This is a genomic window from Mucilaginibacter sp. UYP27 (genome assembly GCF_040547175.1).
Lineage (GTDB): Bacteria > Bacteroidota > Bacteroidia > Sphingobacteriales > Sphingobacteriaceae > Mucilaginibacter.
This window is the reverse complement of record NZ_JBEPPE010000001.1, coordinates 1257667-1276380: the sequence shown is the minus strand read 5'-3', so window position 1 is coordinate 1276380 and position 18714 is coordinate 1257667. Positions and strand designations below refer to the sequence as shown.

Genomic DNA, 18714 nt, shown 5'->3' with positions numbered 1-18714 from the left:
TCTTCATCGAGTTGAGCCCCAAACGTAAAATATCATTATCTGAAGAGGATTTAGTCCTTGCTTTGCGCAACCGAGAGAAGATCGCGGTTGAGGCATTGTACGATATGTATTCCGCATCCCTGTTCGGTGTTATCTCACGAATCATTACAGATGAGGCCATCGCCGAAGATGTTTTACAAGAAACTTTCGTAAAGATCTGGCATTCGTTTTCCGGCTATAGTGCCGAAAAAGGGCGTTTATTCACTTGGATGGTAAATATCGCACGCAATTTAGCTATAGACAAGGTTAGATCGAAGGATTTTAAGAACCAGAGCAAAAACCATGAGCTTGAAAATAACGTAACTTTCATTGACGAACAAAGAAATACAGTTTACAAGCCTGAATTGTTGGGCATCAGGGAATTAGTATCTACCCTTAAACCTGAGCAAAAGTCGATTCTTGATCTCGTGTATTTTAAAGGTTATACCCACGTAGAGGCCGCCGAAGAACTTGGCATACCCCTGGGCACCATTAAAACACGATTAAGGATGGCCATAATACAACTCAGAAAACATTTTAATGAATAGTGGAAAACGTTAAGGCATATATCGAATCAGGCATCTTAGAGCTTTATGTTCTGAGTGACACCAGCGCTACTGAGAAAGCGCAGGTGGAAGAGATGGCTGCGAAATATCCTGAGATAAGAGCCGAAATTACCGAAATAGAAAAATCAATGGAGTTGTATGCGGAAGAGCATGCCGTTGAACCATCAGAAAATTTACGCACAAAGGTTTTAAACAGCCTTATTGTTAACCTTGGCGATGATAACACGTTCTCTAAAACTGTAACCCGCCAGGATGATGATAACATACGCACTATCCCTGCTGCGCGTTTAACCAGCTTTTACAAGTACGCGTTTGCTGCCTGCCTTACCTTATTATTAATTAGCGTATATGGCCTGGTAAACCTGTATAGCAAATTGCAGGAATCTAACACACAGCTTGCCGCTTTACAAACCGACAATACTAAGATTGCCAACCAGGTTAGCCTGCGCGATAACGAATTACAGGTTTACCGCGATACCGCCTTTAAAGTATTAAAGCTTAAAGGTACTGCCAAAACGCCATCCGCTGCTATGGTATTGGCATGGAACTCGATAAGTAAAAAGGTAATGGTAGATGTACCAAGCCTTAAGCTACCACAACATGACGAGCAACACCAGTATCAGTTGTGGGCACTTGTAAATGGCAAACCTGTAGATATGGGTGTATTCGATCTCCCAAAGGCAGATACTGCCGGTGTTAAGGAAATGAAGGCTATAGCATCCGCACAGGGCTTTGCCGTAACATTGGAACCAAATGGTGGCAGCATTAACCCAACCATGGATCAAATGGTGGTTATAGGCACGTTTTAACAACGGTATTTTAATATAATAAAACCCGCTTTGCCCTATGCAGAGCGGGTTTTTTGTTAAAGTTTTGTTAAAAAAGGCATCTTATATAAAACAAATAAATATTTAGCGTTGTTAGTGTAACTAATACATGACTCACACGTCATATGTATAGTTAGTTAGAAGTATATAGTTCTTTATAAGATCAGTTAATAGTTTGAAAAGCGAATGTTTGATACTGACATTCGCTTTTTTTATGCCTTTAATTTTGCCATTGTGATAGGCAACTGACTAATGATATTTGTAGGCAATACCACATTCAACCTGTTAGGAAGAGCCAGCTCATCGCCCGCCTTACCATGGATATACACACCTAAAATACAGGCATCCAGTGGCGAATATTTTTGCGCTAATAACGAGGTGATGATTCCTGTAAGCACATCCCCCATCCCGCCGGTTGCCATAGCCGCGTTCCCTGTCGAATTAAAATATAGTTTTTCATTTGGCGTAGCCGTAATCGTATAATCGTTTTTCAGGATGATGTAAATGCCTAATTCTTTTGCCTTGGCTTTCGCCGTTTGCAGCCGTTGCCACCAACTGGTATGTTTACCAAACAAGCGGTCAAACTCTTTCATGTGTGGGGTAATTACACTCCCGGCCGGTAGTTTTTTAAGCAGGCTTTGGTTCTCAGATAATACATTCAGCGCATCCGCATCTATCACAATCGGCTTATCATAATTTTTTAATATGGCTTTAAGCAACTTTAATGTGTCGGTCTCCCGGCCCAAGCCCGGGCCAATGCCAATGGTGCTAAATTTCTCCCACTCAATTTTGGGCAGCTTGTTTTCATCGCGCACGAACGCCATAACCTCGGGAATAGAGCTATTCAAGGCAACCAATCCACTCCGCGGGATACATGCCGTAGTCAAACCAGCCCCTGCATGCGCGCAAGCCGAGGCCGACAGCAATGCAGCCCCCATGGTTTCATCACTACCTGCAATAATCAAAGCGTGGCCGTATGTACCTTTATTGCTAAAGCGATGGCGTGGTTTTATAAGTCGCTGCGCGTCTTTTTCTTCTACCAGGTAATAAGGTGTGGCAACTGTATTTAGGAAGTCTTCATCTAATCCTATTTTTACCACCTCGCAGCATTTGATAAACAGGCCACTTTCGGGTAGCAAGAAATTGAGTTTGGGTTGCTGGAAGGTAATTACCAGGTCCGCTTTTAAAACTGTGGCATCTTTGGGTATCTCACCATCGGTGTAAAAACCGGTAGGCACATCAACTGCCACAACGGTTTTATCCAGTCCATTCAAGTAGTCGACCACCGTTTTATAATCGCCGGCAAGGGCTTTGTTTAGCCCACTGCCCAACATGGCATCGATAATTATATCAGCCTTTTCTACGGTCGATTTTGTGGCGGTTTTTAGCTCTTTAATGGCGATTTTAGTCGCCTTTAAGCGCTTTAAATTCTCATTAAAATCGTTGCTGGCCTTATCACTAAACCGGCAGATCTTCACACCAATATTGCGGTAACCATGATTGCACAGGATGCGGGCGATAGCCAAACCATCGCCACCGTTGTTACCAGTGCCGCAGTAAACCGCAATAGTTTGTTTCTTATCCTGGAAATGATTGATGAACCAACCCACAAAGGCTTTTGAGGCGCGCTCCATCAGGTCGACAGAACTTATTGGCTCATGAGCTATAGTGTAAGCGTCGGCTTCACGGATATGCTTGGATACGAGTAAAGGCAGCATATATCCTAAAGATAGGATTTATAGGTTTTGTTTGGGGAGAAAAAGATTTGTCATTCTAGTGAACGAAGGATTTAATCATGAATGCAAACCGACGATTAGATACTTCACTATGTTCAGTATGACAAATGTAAATTACTTTATCTTCATTTCCTTCTTCAAAAACTGCCCTGTAAAACTATCTTTAACTTTACACAAACCCTCTGGGGTGCCGCTAAAGAGTATCTTGCCACCGCCAGATCCACCTTCTGGGCCAAGGTCAATCACGTGGTCTACAACTTTAATAACATCCAGGTTGTGTTCGATAACCAATACCGAGTTCCCTTTATCAACTAATTGGTTTATCACCCCAAGTAATACGTTAATATCCTCGAAGTGCAGGCCGGTTGTTGGTTCATCTAATATATAGAAAGTGTTGCCGGTATCCTTTTTACTCAGTTCGGTTGCCAGTTTTACACGTTGCGCCTCACCGCCGGATAATGTGGTTGATGATTGCCCAAGTGTGATATAACCCAAACCCACATCAAACAAGGTTTTAACCTTACGATAGATGGATGGGATATGCTCAAAGAATGGCGTAGCATCTTCGATACTCATATCCAGCACATCGCTAATGGATTTACCACGATAGCGCACTTCCAGTGTTTCGCGGTTGTAACGGCGGCCTCCACATTCTTCGCAGGGCACTTGTACATCCGGCAAGAAATTCATCTCGATAACCTTTTGGCCTGCACCCTGGCAAGTTTCGCAACGCCCACCTTTTACATTGAAAGAGAAACGGCCCGGCTTATACCCGCGAATCCTCGACTCGGGCAGTGCCACAAACAGGTTACGAATATCCGAGAACACCCCCGTGTAAGTGGCGGGGTTGGAACGCGGTGTGCGGCCAATTGGCGTTTGGTCTATCTCGATTACTTTATCGATATGCTCCAGGCCTTCAATTTTATCATAAGGCAGGGGCACTTTCTTTGCACGGAAGAAATGGTGGTTCAGTATCGGGTACAATGTTTCGGTTATTAAACTCGATTTACCACTGCCTGACACCCCTGTTACCCCTATTAGTTTACCCAACGGGAAATCGACAGAAACTTTCTTTAAATTATGCCCCGTAGCTTTTTTAAGTGATAAGGTTTTACCGTTACCCTCCCGGCGTTTTTCGGGGATTGCAATTTCGCGCTCGCCGTTGATGTACGATGTAGTAAGCGTGTGGTGTAACATCAATTCGGCAGGTGTACCTTGCGCTACGATAGTGCCGCCGTGTACGCCTGCTGCCGGGCCCATGTCAATTACGTGGTCGGCTTCCAGTATCATATCCTTATCATGCTCCACAACCAAAACCGTGTTACCCAGGTCGCGCAGGTTTTTAAGAGCGTTAATAAGCCGTTCGTTATCACGCTGGTGCAGGCCGATACTTGGCTCATCCAAAATGTACATTACATTCATCAACTGGGAACCAATTTGAGTTGCCAACCTGATGCGTTGCGCCTCGCCACCAGAAAGTGTTTTAGCGGTACGGTCTAAAGTCAAATAACTTAAGCCCACATCCAACAAGAAACCAATACGTGCGCGGATCTCTTTCAGGATCTCTTTAGCAATAATATTCTGGCGTTCGTTAAGGCGGTCTTCAAGGCCGGTGTACCACTTACTAAGCGTGGTAATATCTATGCAGGCCAGTTCAAAAATATTCTTCTCGTCAATCTTAAAATGCAGCGACTCCTTCTTTAAACGGGCGCCGTTACAAACCGGGCAGGTACGCAGTACACGATAGTTTTCCATATCGTCCATACCCTCGTCGTTACGGCGTTCCTGCTGCTCTTCCAGCATCCTGATGATGCCATCAAAGGTTACCTGGTAGTTTTGAACATTCCATTTATTATATTCTACAGCAACAGTTATCATCTCCGGCGTGCCGTTCAATATCATATCCAGCTGTTCGCGGGTCAGTTTTTCTATCGGGGTAGATAGCGAGAACTCATATTTTTTAGCCAGTGCCTTTAACACCTGGAAGATCCAGGTTTCGCGGTACTCGCCAATAGGGGCAAGCCCACCATTTAGGATACTCAGTTTCGGGTTTGGCACTACCGATGCTTCATCCACCTCAAAAATATAACCCAGGCCATTACACTTTTCGCAGGCACCATAGGGTGAGTTAAACGAGAAAGTATTTGGCTGCGGCTCATCATACGAGATGCCCGACACCGGGTCCATCAAATATTTACTAAAGTAGGCTACGTTATTGTCCTTATCGCCAATGCGGATAATGCCCTTGGCTATTTTAAGGGCCGACTGTACCGATGTGTATAACCTTTTGCTATCGGCTTCGCTCACCACCAGGCGGTCAACCACAATATCAATATCGTGGATCTTGTAACGGTCTACCTGCATTTTTGGTTCAACGTCGGCAATGGCGCCGTCTATATAAACCTTCAGGTAGCCCTGCTTGCGGATCTGTTCAAAAAGCTCGCGGTAGTGGCCTTTACGGGCTTTTACCACGGGTGCCAAAATGTTGACGGGCTGCCCGTCAAACTTTTCAAAAATGGTTTTCAGGATTTGCTCCTCGCTCATGCGCTCCATCTTTTCGCCGGTGGTGTAGCTGTAGGCATCACCCGCGCGGGCAAAAAGCAAACGCATAAAATCGTAGATCTCGGTAATGGTACCAACGGTACTGCGAGGGTTTTTGCTGGTCGTTTTCTGCTCGATTGCAATTACCGGGCTAAGGCCCGATACCTTGTCAACATCGGGACGCTCCATACCGCCCATAAACTGGCGCGAGTAGGCCGAAAATGTTTCCATATAGCGGCGCTGCCCCTCGGCATAAATGGTATCGAAAGCTAAGGATGACTTGCCGCTGCCGCTAAGCCCGGTTATTACAACCAGCTTATTGCGGGGGAAAGAAACATCTATATTTTTTAGATTATGTACCCGGGCACCATAAACTTCAACTTCACTTTGCTCGCCCAGGTCTAATGTTTTTTCGCTCATATATTCTTCCAGAAAACAAGACAGATGCGGCTTGGTTTTAATTGGCCGCGTTATTACTAAAAAAGTTCGCAAATATACGCAAAAACGAGGTCGATTTATACGCTTCGCCCAGATATGAAGTACCTGTTAATGTAAAATTCTAACCTCACCATCAACGCTTTAATTATACCGTTAAACAAATGTTTTTAAGTTAACAGTGTATTTATAATACATGGCTTCATTTGCGGCAAATAAACAAGCCAAACCATTAACCGTGGTATGGGAGGGTTGACCATTACACCCGATGGTAAAACCCTGGTGGGCATTATGCAATCGCCTAAGTACAACCCAACAAAGACCGCGGTTGCAAATTCGGTAGTGCTGCGGATCTTGACTTATGAAAGGTACTCCCTGCTACAAAAACTGTAGACCATAACAGGTTATACTTTGTAAAGCTGAAGTTATAATAAGATATTACCCCTTATTTTAAGCCCCCTCTTGCACGGAAGGGGCTTTTTTGTACCCCCTATATCCAAAAAAAAGCCACCCCAACCAAGGATGGCTTTTAAATGTGCTCCGTAATATTAAATTACTTTAATTGTTATATGCTACCAAAAGTGGCAGTGGTTTATGCATGTAGGTATAAAAGTTTTTATACCCGTATTTTGCAGGCTTATTGATGATCTCTTTCATCGCGATAAGCTTGTAAACGTACGAACCGGTTTCGCGGTTAAGCACCATGCGGAAATAGTTATCCTCATTTTGCTTGTTCATGGCGCGTTCCAGTTTTACTGAACCGTTGTTGTAAGCAGCAGCGGCTAATGTCCAGCTGTTAAACTCACCATACAGTTCTTTAATGTACTTGCAGGCCGCGATGGTAGATTTACGCAAATTTAAGCGATCATCTTTACCGTTGCCAACCTTCAAACCGTAAGTGCGTGCGGTGCCCGGCATAAACTGCCATACGCCACGTGCGCCTTTTGGTGATGTACCTTCGCACAAGCCCGATTCTACCAACGGCACATACTTAAAATCTTCGGGGATGCCGTAGGCTTTTAAGATAGGCTCAATAATTGGGAACATCTTGTCGGCTTTTGCATGCAAAACGTTCGATTGAACTGTTTTGTACCCGTGCTTTGCTATTGATTTTTTTAATTTAAAATCTACTTTTTTATCGTTTACAGGCAGTGCTTCGTTGGCAAAATTATACGCTGCTTCAGCATCTTCGGTGTGTTTGTTGAAGATGTAATTTGAAGATTTATTAACGATAGTTTTGGCGACGAAAACAGGGTTTGTACTGTAAATGTTAAGCCTGGAAATGATAACCAGCACGAAGATTACGGAGCACGTAATTAGGTGTTTTTTAGTCATTTCAATTTTACTCATTAATTATACTTTTTGGTATGATGTGCGGCAAAGGTAATCTATATAAATCAGATTGTCAAACACTTAGTAAAACCTTAGTGTTTTGAGAATTTTAAAATAGCGCGAAAATCGTGGTTTAAACTGCTTTAAACCTGCTTTTTGCACCCGATTAAAAAGTTGTATTTTTAGTTAAAAAGTTGTACTTTTGACCCTCACGCTGCGAAAGCGCAAAACAAAAAATTATGGTATTTAAACGACCAGCAGGTAGTCGCGACGACAGGCCGAACAACTCTCAAAACCGCTCTAAAAGTGGTGGCGAAAACGGCAAAAGGCCATCATCATCCTCTACAGGAAAATCATTCGGCGCAGGCCGTACAGATGGCAAAAAAAACTTCTCGGTAGATAAACGCGGATCCACCTACTCAAAACCAAACACCGGTAATTCAAATGCTGAAGGCAGCGACAGGCCAAAGAAAGACTACGGCCAGTCCTCATCATTTAGCGGTGGCGAAAAAAAATCATTCACACCAAAAGGCCGCCCATACACCGGCAGGCCGGCAGATAACGACCGCCCAAAACGCAGTTTTGGCGGCGATGCGCCACAAGGCGACCGTAAAAGTTTCACCCCGCGTGATAAACCATACAGCGGCCGCACACCGGGTGGCGATAGCGAAGGTGGCAGCACATACCGCAAGCCAAGTTTAGGCCCAGCATCATACGGCCCGCGTAAAAACGCTGCCGCAGGCGATAAACCATTTAACAGGAGACCAGCCGGTACCGACGGGCCAAAAACCGAAGGCGCTGATAAAAAACCATACGGAACCCGCGAAGGCGGGCCAAAGAAAAGCTTTGGTGGCGACAAGAAATTTGCAGGCACACGTGGCGGCACAAAAGATTTCCCGAGTACATCAACGGGTTTCCGCAAACGCGAGGGCGACGATGCACCATCCAAACCTACAATGCGCGGCCGTAAAAACCCGGTTGTAAAAGCTAAAGACGATGGCCTGATACGCCTTAACCGTTACATTGCCAATGCAGGCATCTGTAGCCGCCGTAAGGCTGATGAATTGATCGCAGCAGGTGTTGTGTCGGTAAACGGCGAGGTGATCTCTGAACTGGGCCACAAAGTTGACCCGATCAAAGATCTTGTACGCTACAACGGCGAAGCTTTAAAACGCGAGAAAATGGTTTATGTTCTACTTAATAAACCAAAAGATTATATCACCACTACCGACGACCCTCAGGAGCGCCGTACCGTTATGCAACTGGTTGATAAAGCCAGTAAAGAACGTATTTACCCTGTTGGCCGCCTTGACCGTAATACAACCGGTTTAATATTGATGACCAATGACGGCGACCTTGCCGACAAACTATCACATCCGCGTAACAGCATTACCAAACTTTACCTGGTAGAACTTAACAAGGCATTACCACAAGGCGATCTGAACAAGATAGAGTACGGTATAGAGCTTGAAGATGGTGTTATAAAACCAGATAGCGTATCGTACGTTACAGGTGGCACTAAAAAAGATATAGGCATCCAGATCCACAGCGGTAAAAACCGTGTTGTGCGCCGTATCTTCGAATCGCTTGGTTATGATGTGGTGAAACTTGACCGTTCGGTTTATGCTAACCTTACTAAAAAAGATCTTCCGCGTGGACGTTGGAGATACCTTGATGAGAAAGAAGTGATCCAGTTGAAACATTTGATTAAATAAGGATCATCAACATAATATTAAAAGGCATCATTTACGTGATGCCTTTTTTGTTTACGAACTTTCTCCCGCCCGTCATTGCAATGACGGGAGTATTCAAAATATATTATTAAATATTTCTCGCCCGATATTATCTGCTTAAGTCTTTATTATCACCTTATTAAAACACCAATTGGTGTTTACGGTTACACATTTGAATTTATTGCCTGTTGCACATTAAACTATCGGCACGTAATCCACTCTACATTATACAAACATTAAACACGATGAAAAAATTATTCTTAATAGCAGCACTTGTAGCCACCACTTTTGGGGCGTTCGCTCAAAACGCAGATCTGCGCCGTAAAATTGAAGTTACCGGCATTGCCGAGCAGGAAGTTACCCCCGATATTATCAACGTATCTATCTCGTTAAGGGAATATATGAATGGTAAAACCAAGGTAACCATCTCTACTTTAGAGAAACAACTTGAAAATGCTGTTGCAGCGGCAGGTATTGCCAAAGAGGACTTTACCATCAACAGCTTATCATCATGGAATTACCAAACCGAGAAAAAGAAAAACCCGGACTTTTTGGCCAGCAAACAATATGGCATTAAATTTCGCGACCTGAATAAGTTTGATCAGATTTTAAGCAAGGTTGATGCAAAGGGCATCCAAAGCACCAATATCGATAGCTACGATTACTCTAAGATAAATGAGATCAAAAATGCCTTGAAGTTGAAAGCCCTAATAGCCGCACGCGATAAAGCAGCATTTTTAGTAAATGGCCTTGGCGATAAACTGGGCAGCGCATTAAACATTACCGAAAGCGACAACAGCAGTTTCCCGCAGCCGCGTAACGTAATGTACATGGCTAAAGCATCGATGGCTGATAGTGCAGCTCCTGAATCTGACATTGACGTTAAGAAGATTAAACTAAGCTTCCAGATCAACGCCATTTTCGAGATAAAATAAGTGACCCTATATATAGTAAAACAGCCTCGCATAGTCGGGGCTGTTTTTGTTTAGGGCTATAAAACATTTAATTTACGGGTATGTTATTATTATACGTAAATTGACCATTATGAAAGCGTTAAAATATTTTGCCATCGTAGTTTTATTATCAGCATCGATAACCGCTTGTAAAGATAGCGGCAGCAAAGCCGTGGGTGGCTCGGCAGATACCGTTGCCAAAATGGGCACAGGTGACCCAAACAACACCCATGCGGCAGATTCTACTAAAATGGATAGCGTTAATAAAGGCAACGCCGACCCAAGTGGCCGTGGCGCGAGCGATACGCTAAACGCGCGACCTGTTCATTGAACTTATAAAATCAGTTTGATATGAAAGCTTTGCGATACTTGTTAGTGGCTGGTCTGTTATCTACGGTTATTGCTGCATGCAGCAGTAACGGTAACAGTTCAGCGGCCGATACTACAACTACAGATACTGTAGCAAAAGGGCCTAAGACAGAGGCTAACCCTTTTAGATTGCGATTGGATACTATACAAGTTGTAACCGTAGAGCGTAACTCCAATGATACCGCAAACGCGCAATCTGTTCACTAACAATAGTTTAAAGGAAATGTTGCGATAAATACTATCCATAACTTGGTAAACGCTTCCCTTTTAAAGCTGATTGCCGGGGTGGCGTAATAGTTCATTGAGTACTTATTCATTTGTTCATTGCGGATTAGCATCACTTTACTGTCATCTTTAATTCTTTTGAATTTCCCTCCTGTCAATCATTTTACATACGGGTAACACTTTTACAACAAATTGCTGTTAAACTTGCATGCTCAATATCCGCGTTAAATAGTGGCAAGGGCTTAAAGCGTATTACACAAAATGAAAATAGGAATAGTTTGTTATCCCACCTTTGGCGGAAGCGGGGTTGTTGCTACAGAGTTAGGTAAAGCCCTTGCAGACCGCGGGCATCAAATTCACTTTGTTACCTACAACCAACCTGCGCGCCTCGATTTTTTTTCTGAGAATCTTTTTTACCACGAAGTATCGGTATCGCAATATCCGTTGTTTGATTACCCCCCCTATGAGTTGGCCCTGGCCAGCCGCCTGGTAGATGTGGTAAGGTTTGAAAAACTGGACCTTTTGCACGTACACTACGCTATCCCGCATGCTTCGGCAGCGTTTATGGCTAAACAGATATTGGCCACTTACGGCATTTCTATTCCGTTTATTACCACCCTGCACGGTACAGATATTACCCTTGTTGGGCAGGACAGCACTTATAAGCCGGTGGTTACGTTTTCCATCAACCAAAGCGATGGCGTAACGGCGGTGTCCGAACATTTAAAGAACGACACCTATAAATATTTTAAGATAGAGAAGGACATTAAGGTGATCCCAAATTTTATTGACCTTACCCGTTTTAGCCTTAAACCAAAAGATCACTTCAAAAAAGCCATAGCTCCAAATGGCGAAAAGGTTTTGGTGCATACCTCCAACTTCCGTAAGGTGAAACGTACCGAAGATGTAGTAAAAATGTTCGCAAAGGTTATTGAAAAGATCCCGGCGAAACTACTGATGGTGGGTGATGGCGGCGAACGCTCTTTATGCGAACGCCTTTGCCGCGACTTGGGTATTGCCGAGCACGTACGCTTTTTAGGTAAGCAGGATGCTATTGAAGAGATCCTGTCGGTATCAGATCTATTCCTGATGCCATCACAGTCAGAAAGTTTTGGTTTGGCAGCGTTAGAGGCCATGGCTTGCAAAGTACCTGTTATAAGCAGCAACGCGGGTGGCTTACCCGAATTGAATATTGAAGGTGTAACAGGTTTTCTACTTGACATCGGCGATATTGATGGCATGGCCGAGAAAGCGATTTACATTTTAGAGGACGAGGCCAGGCTTAATCAATTTAAAGAAAACGCCCTTAAACGCGCTAAGGAACTTGAACTTGCCAACATTATGCCCCTGTATGAAAACTTCTATAAAGAGGTAATTGAGAAAAACAAACTGGATATAGCTGCTTGCGCAAATAAATAGTATGATATTATTATAACCTTTTGGCCTGATTTGTGTTCATACACCAATCAACATATATTATAATAAATATACCATGAAAAAGATATTCCAAACAACCATTGCCATTTTAGCTGTAGCCTTTATTTTTTCGGCTTGTTCAACGCCGCAGCAAACCAATGCCGGTACAACATCATCTCCAAATGTATCCCGCGGTAAATTTACAGGCACCTGGACTATTACTAACGTAAGTTACGATGGCCTTGTTCCCGGCGCTGTACAAAACGTATTTGATCAGGCATCGCCGGCAGATTTTGTAGGCAGCACCTGGAAATTCACTAACAGCGGTAACGGTGTTTACACACTTCAAAACGGCGCATCGCAAACCATTTTCTGGTCGGTATTTAGCGGTGGCAGCACCGGTACACAGTTCCAGTTCAAAAAACTTTTCCAGGGCGATAAAGCTAAAAACGTAGCCGAAGGTTACCGGTTAGATATTGGCAGCATTGATAATGCAAACATGACCTTACGCTCACCTGTACCAATTGGTAACAGTGGCACGGGCTACATCGTTTACACGTTTACCAAAGCGCAGTAAGGGTTAAGTTAAAAGTCGAAATTAAAAAGTAAAACAAAGAAGCCGAAAGTGTTATCCACTTTCGGCTTCTTTGTTTCAAACCTTTGAGGTTTTTTGATTTTTTAACTTTAACTTTTGACTTATAAAGCCGATAAAAATTTCACACAAACCGGGTTACCAACTACCACACGGTTAACGGCCTGTAATATCTTGCCGGTGTTTTCATCTATTTTGTAAACAATAATGGTATCGCTATTTTGATGGGCTATAACCAGGAACCTCCCGCTTGGGTCTATAGCGAAGTTACGCGGGCCTTTGCCACCTGTAGGCTTGCGTTCTATAAAAGTAAGTTCGCCATTTTCCTGATTGATGGCAAATACCGATATATCGTTAGCATCCCCACGGTTGGTAGCATACAAGAACTTTCCGTTTGGCGTTATGTGGATATCAGCAGCACCTGTTGCACCTTTAAAGCCATCAGCCAATAAAGTAATGTCTTGTTTCAGTTTGGGCTTGCCGTTGTTATAATCGTAAACTAAAACAGCACTTCCCATCTCCATAATGGCATACAGGTATTTTTTATCGTTAGAAAAAGCTAAGTGGCGTGGGCCGTAACCGGGAGTTACACTTACAAACGCCGGTTTTGCAGGTACAATAGGATTTTGGTTACCGCCCTTGTATTTAGTAATGTTTATTTTATCGGTACCCAGGTCTGTGTACAGCACGTATTTTTCATCGGGCGATAATACCGCCGTATGCACATGTGGTTTCTCCTGGCGCTCTTTATTAGGGCCGTGTCCATCTTCTTTAATGGTTTGCACTGCAGCGCCTATAGAGCCATCTACATTAATAGGAAGCACCGCGATGTTGCCACCCGAGTAATTGGCCACAAAAAGGTTTTTTTGATTCTTATCAACCGATACATAGCAAGGTGAGCCGCCCAGGGTAGATACTTTATTAATAAAAGTCAATTCGCCGGTTTTACCATCAAATTTAAATGAGCTTACTTCGCCGTTATCGTTCTCGTTAACCGCATAAACAAACTTGTTGTTGGCAGATACTGCTATGTACGACGGATTGCTTACATCATCAATACGGTTAAGGTACGCCATGCGGCCGCTTTCGGTATAAAAACGGTATACGCTGATACCTTTGCTGGCGCCGCTGGTGTAAGCACCAACAACAATATCAAAGGTTTTTGGGTATGGCGATTTTTTAGGCTTTTGCTGCGCGATGCCTAAAACAGGTGATAACATAGCTATCATTATAAATATTCTTTTCATCAGGAGTATTTGGTTTATATGTGCAAGTTAATAAAATATGTCTGAACCAGAATTTACAGAATTTAGGATTTAACAGAATTTTAAAAGCATTTTTTATCAGACCGGAATATGTATGATTGGTTTAATTTCATCAAGGAGTGCCCTTCGGGCGGGCGTTTCCGCTCACGCTGCGCAGGCCTTAACCACACTTCAGGTATCCGCTGCAATCCTAATGCGCCCTTCTAATGCAAGAGACGCGAAGTATCGCGTTTTTACAGCCGTGAGATGAATGCACAAAAAAGCCCTCAAGACTATCGTCAAGAGGGCTTCAAATAATATAAATAAGGCTTTACTCCTCTACCATTTCACTATTTGGGCTGCTCACCTCAGGCTCTTCTTGCTTAAAGTAGCGTTTTTGATTTAGCAATATCATAATAACCCCTACAGATATGGCAGCATCAGCCAGGTTAAACACCGGACGGAAGAAGATAAACTCCTCGCCAGCCCATATCGGCACCCAGTGCGGGAAATGACCTGTTAACAGCGGGAAGTAAAACATATCTACCACACGGCCGTGGAAGATGCCTGCATAATTATAAATTATGCCGTAAAAGGTTGAATCTATAATATTACCCAATGCGCCGGCCAATATCAAAGCTACCATCATCACTAAACCGCGATGATATTTGTGCTTTATTAAAAATACCAGTGCATAGCCTATACCACAAACCGCAACAATACGAAACAGAGTTAAAACCAGTTTACCCAGTTCCCCGCCCAGCTCCATACCAAAGGCCATACCGTTATTTTCAGTATAGTGCAACATCCCGCGGTTGCCCAGGAAATGAATTTCTTCGCCCAGGAACATGTGTTTCCTCACCCAGATCTTGATGATCTGATCGAGCAGGATAATTAAAGCGGCAGTAAAAAAAGGTTTTGTATAAGCAGCCTTCATTTATTGCTTTAATTTTGCTTCCATAGTTAGCGTTGTGTGCGGTACAGCACGCAGGCGTTCTTTAGGGATAAGCTTACCGGTTTCGCGGCAAATACCGTAAGTTTTGTTTTCGATACGCACCAAAGCAGCCTCTAACTGCTCAATAAATTTCTTTTGGCGGGCAGCTAACTGGTTAATTTGTTCTTTTTCCAACGTGGCAGATCCATCCTCCAGTGTTTTATAAGTACCGGCGGTATCATCTGTACCGTTCGCGTTAGGCGAACTTAATGAAGTAGCCAGCGCGCTCAGCTCTTCTTTAGAGCTGCGTAGTTTTTCTAATAATAGGTCCTTAAATTCTACTAATTCCGAATCAGAGTACCTTGTTTTTTGGTTTTCCATTTAACTTTTACTTATAGCAATCAAAATTTCATATTCGTCAATAACCACTTTCGTGCCTTCAGTTAACTGATTATCAAGCACAAGGCTGTCAGCTAAAATTTCGGCGCAAATATAGGCTAAATTATTTTCCAATGCTTTCCAGATTTCGGGGCTGCAATTTACCATAACATTTATCCTGTCGGTAACCTCAAATCCTTTAGCCTTACGTTCGTTTTGTACTCGGTTTACAAATTCGCGGGCAATACCCTCCTCTTTCAGCTCGTCGGTTATCGTAACATCTAAAGCCACGGTTAGTTTGCCTAAATTTGCAACCTGCCATCCCGGAACATCTTCCGCGATAATTTCCACGTCTGAAATCAGGATCTCATACTTGCTATCAAGTACAGCGATAATACCTTTCGACTCCAGTTCAGAGATCTCTTCCTGGCCAAAAGCATTGATGGCAGTAGCCACATCCTTCATATCCTTACCAACTTTAGCGCCCAGGGCCTTAAAGTTTGGTTTGATTTTCTTTTTGATAAAACCGGCAGCATCGGTAATGTATTCGATATCCTTAATGTTGGTTTCAGAAAGGATAAGTTCTTTAACTTTTTCTATCTGCTCCTTAAAGTTCTTATCCAGTATAGGCAATAAAATTTTGCTTAACGGGCGGCGAACCGGGATCTCTATTTTTTTACGAAGCGATAATACGAGTGATGAAATATCCTGCGCCATTTGCATACGCTCTTCAAGGGCAACATCCACCAGTTCGTTATGATACTCAGGGAAATAGGCCAGGTGTACCGATTCAAACTCCTCTTTACCGGTAACGCTGTTCAGGTCGGTGTATAAACGCTCTGCGAAGAATGGCGCAATTGGCGACATTAATTTACTGATGGCTATCAAACACGTATAAAGCGTTTGGTATGCCGATAGCTTGTCTTCAGAATTATCCGATCTCCAGAAACGTCGGCGGCTTAAACGGATATACCAGTTGCTAAAGTGTGCGTCAACAAATTCCTGTATGGCACGGGCTGCCTTGGTTGGTTCAAAATCGGCGTAATAGCCGTCAACCTCTTTGCTTAGGGTGTTTAGTAATGATATGATCCAGCGGTCAAGTTCCGGGCGTTTATCTAAAGCGATCTCGGCTTCTTCGTATTTAAACTTATCGATATTGGCATAAAGCACAAAAAACGAGTAGGTATTATACAGCGTACCGAAGAACTTACGGCGCACCTCGTCAATACCATCGATATTGAATTTAAGGTTATCCCATGGCGATGCGTTGCTGATCATGTACCAGCGGGCAGCATCGGCACCAAATTGCTCAATAGTTTCAAACGGATCGATACCATTCCCTAAACGTTTAGACATTTTGTTACCGTTCTTATCCAACACAAGGCCGTTTGACACCACGTTTTTAAACGCCACACCTTTGTTGCCAACTTTTTCGTTAACGGCTTTTACCTCGTCGCTGGCTTCGCTCAGCATCACCGCAATGGCGTGCAGGGTAAAGAACCAGCCGCGGGTTTGGTCTACACCTTCGGCAATAAAATCAGCAGGGTAGGCGGCAGCAAATTCCTCTTTATTCTCGAAAGGGAAATGCCATTGCGCGTATGGCATGGCGCCGCTATCAAACCAAACGTCTATCAGGTCGGGTTCGCGCAACATGCGTTTGCCGGTTGATGAGGTTAGGATCACATCATCTACATAAGGGCGGTGCATATCTTCCAGCTTAAAGCCCGCAGGCATTAAATCAGCGGCGATAGATTTCTCTATCTCAGCATTCAGCTCTTCTATCGAACCTATGCATTTTTCTTCTTTACCATCTTCCTCGCGCCAGATAGGCAGCGGGGTACCCCAGTAGCGTGAACGCGACAGGTTCCAGTCTACCAAATTTTCCAGCCAGTTGCCAAAACGGCCTGTGCCGGTACTTTCGGGTTTCCAGTTGATGGTTTTATTAAGCGCAACCATTTTATCTTTTACCGCGGTGGTACGGATGAACCAGCTATCTAACGGGTAGTATAGGATAGGTTCATCAGAACGCCATGAGTGCGGGTAGCTGTGCTCGTATTTTTTAACGTCGAACGCGCGGTTCTCTGTTTTTAATTTTATGGAAATAAGTACATCCGTCGGTTTAAAACCTTCCGCTGCGCGGTCCGCGTCGGTATAATATTCTTCTTTAACGTAACGGCCTGCAAAATCGGTAACCTCGTCTACAAAGCGGCCCTGCTTATCAACCAAAGGCACATCTTTACCATTCTCGTCTTTTATCAGTACCGATGGCACGTTGTTTTCCTTACATGCCCTAAAGTCATCCGCGCCAAAAATAGAGGCGGTGTGCACAATGCCGGTACCGTCATCGGTAGTTACAAAATCTGCCGGGATAACACGGAAAGCATTTGCTTCCAGATCGGCATTGGTTACATACGGCATTAACTGCTCGTAGTGGATGCCCAGCAGGTCGGTGCCTTTAAACTCACGGGTTAAAGTCCAGGGGATAATTTTATCGCCGCCCTTGTAGTCTTCAAAAGAAGCGTTCTCGCCCTCGGCCTTAAAATATTTTTTTACCAGGTCCTTAGCTAATACAACGCTAACCGCATCGTAAGTATAAGGATTGAAAGTGTTTATTTGTACGTAGTTGATGCCCTCGCCAACGGCCAAAGCACAGTTTGACGGAAGCGTCCACGGGGTGGTGGTCCAGGCCAGTATAAATACATCGCTGCTTACCCCGTCAAATAAAAATGCCGAATCTTTATCGTTCTTTACTTTAAACTGGGCAACAATGGTAGTATCCTTTACCATTTTGTAGGTACCCGGCTGGTTCAGCTCGTGAGAGCTTAGTCCCGTGCCCGATTTTGGCGAATATGGCTGTACGGTATAACCCTTGTAAAGCAGGTTTTTATTGTAAAGCTGCTTGAGGATCCACCAAAGGCTTTCTATGTATTCGTTCTCGTAGGTAACGTAAGGGTTGTCCAGATCTACCCAGTAGCCCATTTTAAGGGTAAGGTCGTTCCAAACGTCGGTGTAACGCATCACCTCCTTACGGCAGGCATCGTTGTATTCTTTAACCGTGATTTTTTTACCGATATCATCCTTAGTGATGCCTAACGATTTTTCTACAGCCAGTTCTATAGGCAAACCGTGGGTATCCCAGCCGCCTTTACGCTTAACCTGAAAACCTTTAAGGGTTTTATAACGGCAAAAAATATCCTTGATACTCCGCCCCATAACGTGGTGGATACCGGGCATACCATTAGCGCTGGGCGGGCCTTCATAAAAGGTGTACGGCTTGCTTGCCGGCCTGCTGCTGATACTTTTTTCGAATATGCTGTTCTGTTTCCAGAAATCCAGCACGTCTTTACCTGTTTGGGATAGATTTAACTGCTTATATTCCTTGTACATCAATGTGTTCGCGTCGAATTTTAAAGGT

The 18714-nt window shown here is 43.8% G+C and carries 16 protein-coding genes; 9 read left to right on the top strand and 7 right to left on the bottom strand.

Going from position 1 to position 18714, the window contains the following annotated elements:
• Positions 1 to 11 precede the first annotated feature (11 nt).
• Entirely contained in the window at positions 12 to 566 is a 555-nt protein-coding gene (locus tag ABIB39_RS05635; RefSeq protein ID WP_354428056.1) for an RNA polymerase sigma factor, read from the top strand.
• Entirely contained in the window at positions 566 to 1393 is an 828-nt protein-coding gene (locus tag ABIB39_RS05630) for an anti-sigma factor (RefSeq protein ID WP_354428055.1), read from the top strand. The genes ABIB39_RS05635 and ABIB39_RS05630 overlap by 1 nt, the downstream gene beginning before the upstream one ends.
• Positions 1394 to 1623: 230 nt before the next feature.
• Here the strand turns inward: ABIB39_RS05630 and ABIB39_RS05625 are convergent, their stop codons facing one another.
• Positions 1624 to 3129, bottom strand: coding sequence for an NAD(P)H-hydrate dehydratase (locus tag ABIB39_RS05625; RefSeq protein ID WP_354428053.1), 1506 nt, complete (start codon positions 3127 to 3129; stop codon positions 1624 to 1626).
• 132 nt (positions 3130 to 3261) lie between these two features.
• Entirely contained in the window at positions 3262 to 6108 is a 2847-nt protein-coding gene (uvrA, locus tag ABIB39_RS05620; RefSeq protein WP_354428051.1) for an excinuclease ABC subunit UvrA, read from the bottom strand.
• 258 nt (positions 6109 to 6366) lie between these two features.
• Here uvrA and ABIB39_RS05615 point away from each other — a divergent pair, with 258 nt between their 5' ends.
• Entirely contained in the window at positions 6367 to 6516 is a 150-nt protein-coding gene (locus ABIB39_RS05615) for a hypothetical protein (RefSeq protein ID WP_354428049.1), read from the top strand.
• Between the two features lie 165 nt (positions 6517 to 6681).
• Here ABIB39_RS05615 and ABIB39_RS05610 read toward each other — a convergent pair whose 3' ends face one another.
• Positions 6682 to 7473, bottom strand: coding sequence for a lytic transglycosylase domain-containing protein (locus ABIB39_RS05610; RefSeq protein WP_354428048.1), 792 nt, complete (start codon positions 7471 to 7473; stop codon positions 6682 to 6684).
• Between the two features lie 221 nt (positions 7474 to 7694).
• On the opposite strand from ABIB39_RS05610, the gene ABIB39_RS05605 reads away from it, so the two are divergent.
• The 6 genes from ABIB39_RS05605 to ABIB39_RS05580 all read left to right on the top strand — a co-directional run bounded on the left by ABIB39_RS05605 (position 7695) and on the right by ABIB39_RS05580 (position 12728).
• Complete coding sequence (locus tag ABIB39_RS05605; protein ID WP_354428047.1) at positions 7695 to 9170, top strand: pseudouridine synthase; 1476 nt, start codon at positions 7695 to 7697, stop codon at positions 9168 to 9170.
• Positions 9171 to 9433: 263 nt separating this feature from the next.
• The gene (locus tag ABIB39_RS05600; RefSeq protein WP_354428046.1) at positions 9434 to 10123 is read left to right on the top strand and encodes an SIMPL domain-containing protein; all 690 of its coding nucleotides are present in this window, start codon (positions 9434 to 9436) and stop codon (positions 10121 to 10123) included.
• A 109-nt stretch (positions 10124 to 10232) separates the two neighbouring features.
• Positions 10233 to 10472: a hypothetical protein gene (locus tag ABIB39_RS05595; protein WP_354428045.1), complete on the top strand. Its 240-nt coding sequence runs from the start codon at positions 10233 to 10235 to the stop codon at positions 10470 to 10472.
• 20 nt (positions 10473 to 10492) lie between these two features.
• On the top strand, positions 10493 to 10717 hold the full coding sequence (locus ABIB39_RS05590; protein ID WP_354428043.1) for a hypothetical protein: 225 nt from the start codon (positions 10493 to 10495) through the stop codon (positions 10715 to 10717).
• Positions 10718 to 10996: 279 nt separating this feature from the next.
• On the top strand, positions 10997 to 12154 hold the full coding sequence (bshA, locus tag ABIB39_RS05585; protein ID WP_354428041.1) for an N-acetyl-alpha-D-glucosaminyl L-malate synthase BshA: 1158 nt from the start codon (positions 10997 to 10999) through the stop codon (positions 12152 to 12154).
• 73 nt (positions 12155 to 12227) lie between these two features.
• The gene (locus tag ABIB39_RS05580; RefSeq protein ID WP_354428040.1) at positions 12228 to 12728 is read left to right on the top strand and encodes a hypothetical protein; all 501 of its coding nucleotides are present in this window, start codon (positions 12228 to 12230) and stop codon (positions 12726 to 12728) included.
• Positions 12729 to 12847: 119 nt separating this feature from the next.
• On the opposite strand, the gene ABIB39_RS05575 is transcribed toward ABIB39_RS05580, so the two are convergent.
• The 4 genes from ABIB39_RS05575 to ileS all read right to left on the bottom strand — a co-directional run bounded on the left by ABIB39_RS05575 (position 12848) and on the right by ileS (position 18686).
• A complete protein-coding gene (locus ABIB39_RS05575) occupies positions 12848 to 13990 on the bottom strand; it encodes a lactonase family protein (RefSeq protein ID WP_354428038.1) in 1143 nt (380 codons plus the stop codon).
• Between the two features lie 328 nt (positions 13991 to 14318).
• Positions 14319 to 14924, bottom strand: coding sequence for a lipoprotein signal peptidase (locus ABIB39_RS05570; RefSeq protein WP_354428037.1), 606 nt, complete (start codon positions 14922 to 14924; stop codon positions 14319 to 14321).
• A complete protein-coding gene (locus ABIB39_RS05565; RefSeq protein WP_354428036.1) occupies positions 14925 to 15302 on the bottom strand; it encodes a TraR/DksA family transcriptional regulator in 378 nt (125 codons plus the stop codon). It abuts the gene before it with no gap.
• Complete coding sequence (gene ileS, locus ABIB39_RS05560) at positions 15303 to 18686, bottom strand: isoleucine--tRNA ligase (RefSeq protein WP_354428794.1); 3384 nt, start codon at positions 18684 to 18686, stop codon at positions 15303 to 15305. It abuts the gene before it with no gap.
• Between the last annotated feature and the right edge of the window lie 28 nt (positions 18687 to 18714).

What these genes read in the sequence shown, in the direction of transcription:
- ABIB39_RS05625 (WP_354428053.1), bottom strand. Translation starts at nt 3,129, where the DNA reads ATGCTGCCTTTACTCGTATCCAAGCATATCCGTGAAGCCGACGCTTAC.
- uvrA (WP_354428051.1), bottom strand. Translation starts at nt 6,108, where the DNA reads ATGAGCGAAAAAACATTAGACCTGGGCGAGCAAAGTGAAGTTGAAGTT.
- ABIB39_RS05615 (WP_354428049.1), top strand. Translation starts at nt 6,367, where the DNA reads ATGGGAGGGTTGACCATTACACCCGATGGTAAAACCCTGGTGGGCATT.
- ABIB39_RS05610 (WP_354428048.1), bottom strand. Translation starts at nt 7,473, where the DNA reads ATGAGTAAAATTGAAATGACTAAAAAACACCTAATTACGTGCTCCGTA.
- ABIB39_RS05605 (WP_354428047.1), top strand. Translation starts at nt 7,695, where the DNA reads ATGGTATTTAAACGACCAGCAGGTAGTCGCGACGACAGGCCGAACAAC.
- ABIB39_RS05600 (WP_354428046.1), top strand. Translation starts at nt 9,434, where the DNA reads ATGAAAAAATTATTCTTAATAGCAGCACTTGTAGCCACCACTTTTGGG.
- ABIB39_RS05595 (WP_354428045.1), top strand. Translation starts at nt 10,233, where the DNA reads ATGAAAGCGTTAAAATATTTTGCCATCGTAGTTTTATTATCAGCATCG.
- ABIB39_RS05590 (WP_354428043.1), top strand. Translation starts at nt 10,493, where the DNA reads ATGAAAGCTTTGCGATACTTGTTAGTGGCTGGTCTGTTATCTACGGTT.
- bshA (WP_354428041.1), top strand. Translation starts at nt 10,997, where the DNA reads ATGAAAATAGGAATAGTTTGTTATCCCACCTTTGGCGGAAGCGGGGTT.
- ABIB39_RS05580 (WP_354428040.1), top strand. Translation starts at nt 12,228, where the DNA reads ATGAAAAAGATATTCCAAACAACCATTGCCATTTTAGCTGTAGCCTTT.
- ABIB39_RS05575 (WP_354428038.1), bottom strand. Translation starts at nt 13,990, where the DNA reads ATGAAAAGAATATTTATAATGATAGCTATGTTATCACCTGTTTTAGGC.
- ABIB39_RS05570 (WP_354428037.1), bottom strand. Translation starts at nt 14,924, where the DNA reads ATGAAGGCTGCTTATACAAAACCTTTTTTTACTGCCGCTTTAATTATC.
- ABIB39_RS05565 (WP_354428036.1), bottom strand. Translation starts at nt 15,302, where the DNA reads ATGGAAAACCAAAAAACAAGGTACTCTGATTCGGAATTAGTAGAATTT.
- ileS (WP_354428794.1), bottom strand. Translation starts at nt 18,686, where the DNA reads ATGTACAAGGAATATAAGCAGTTAAATCTATCCCAAACAGGTAAAGAC.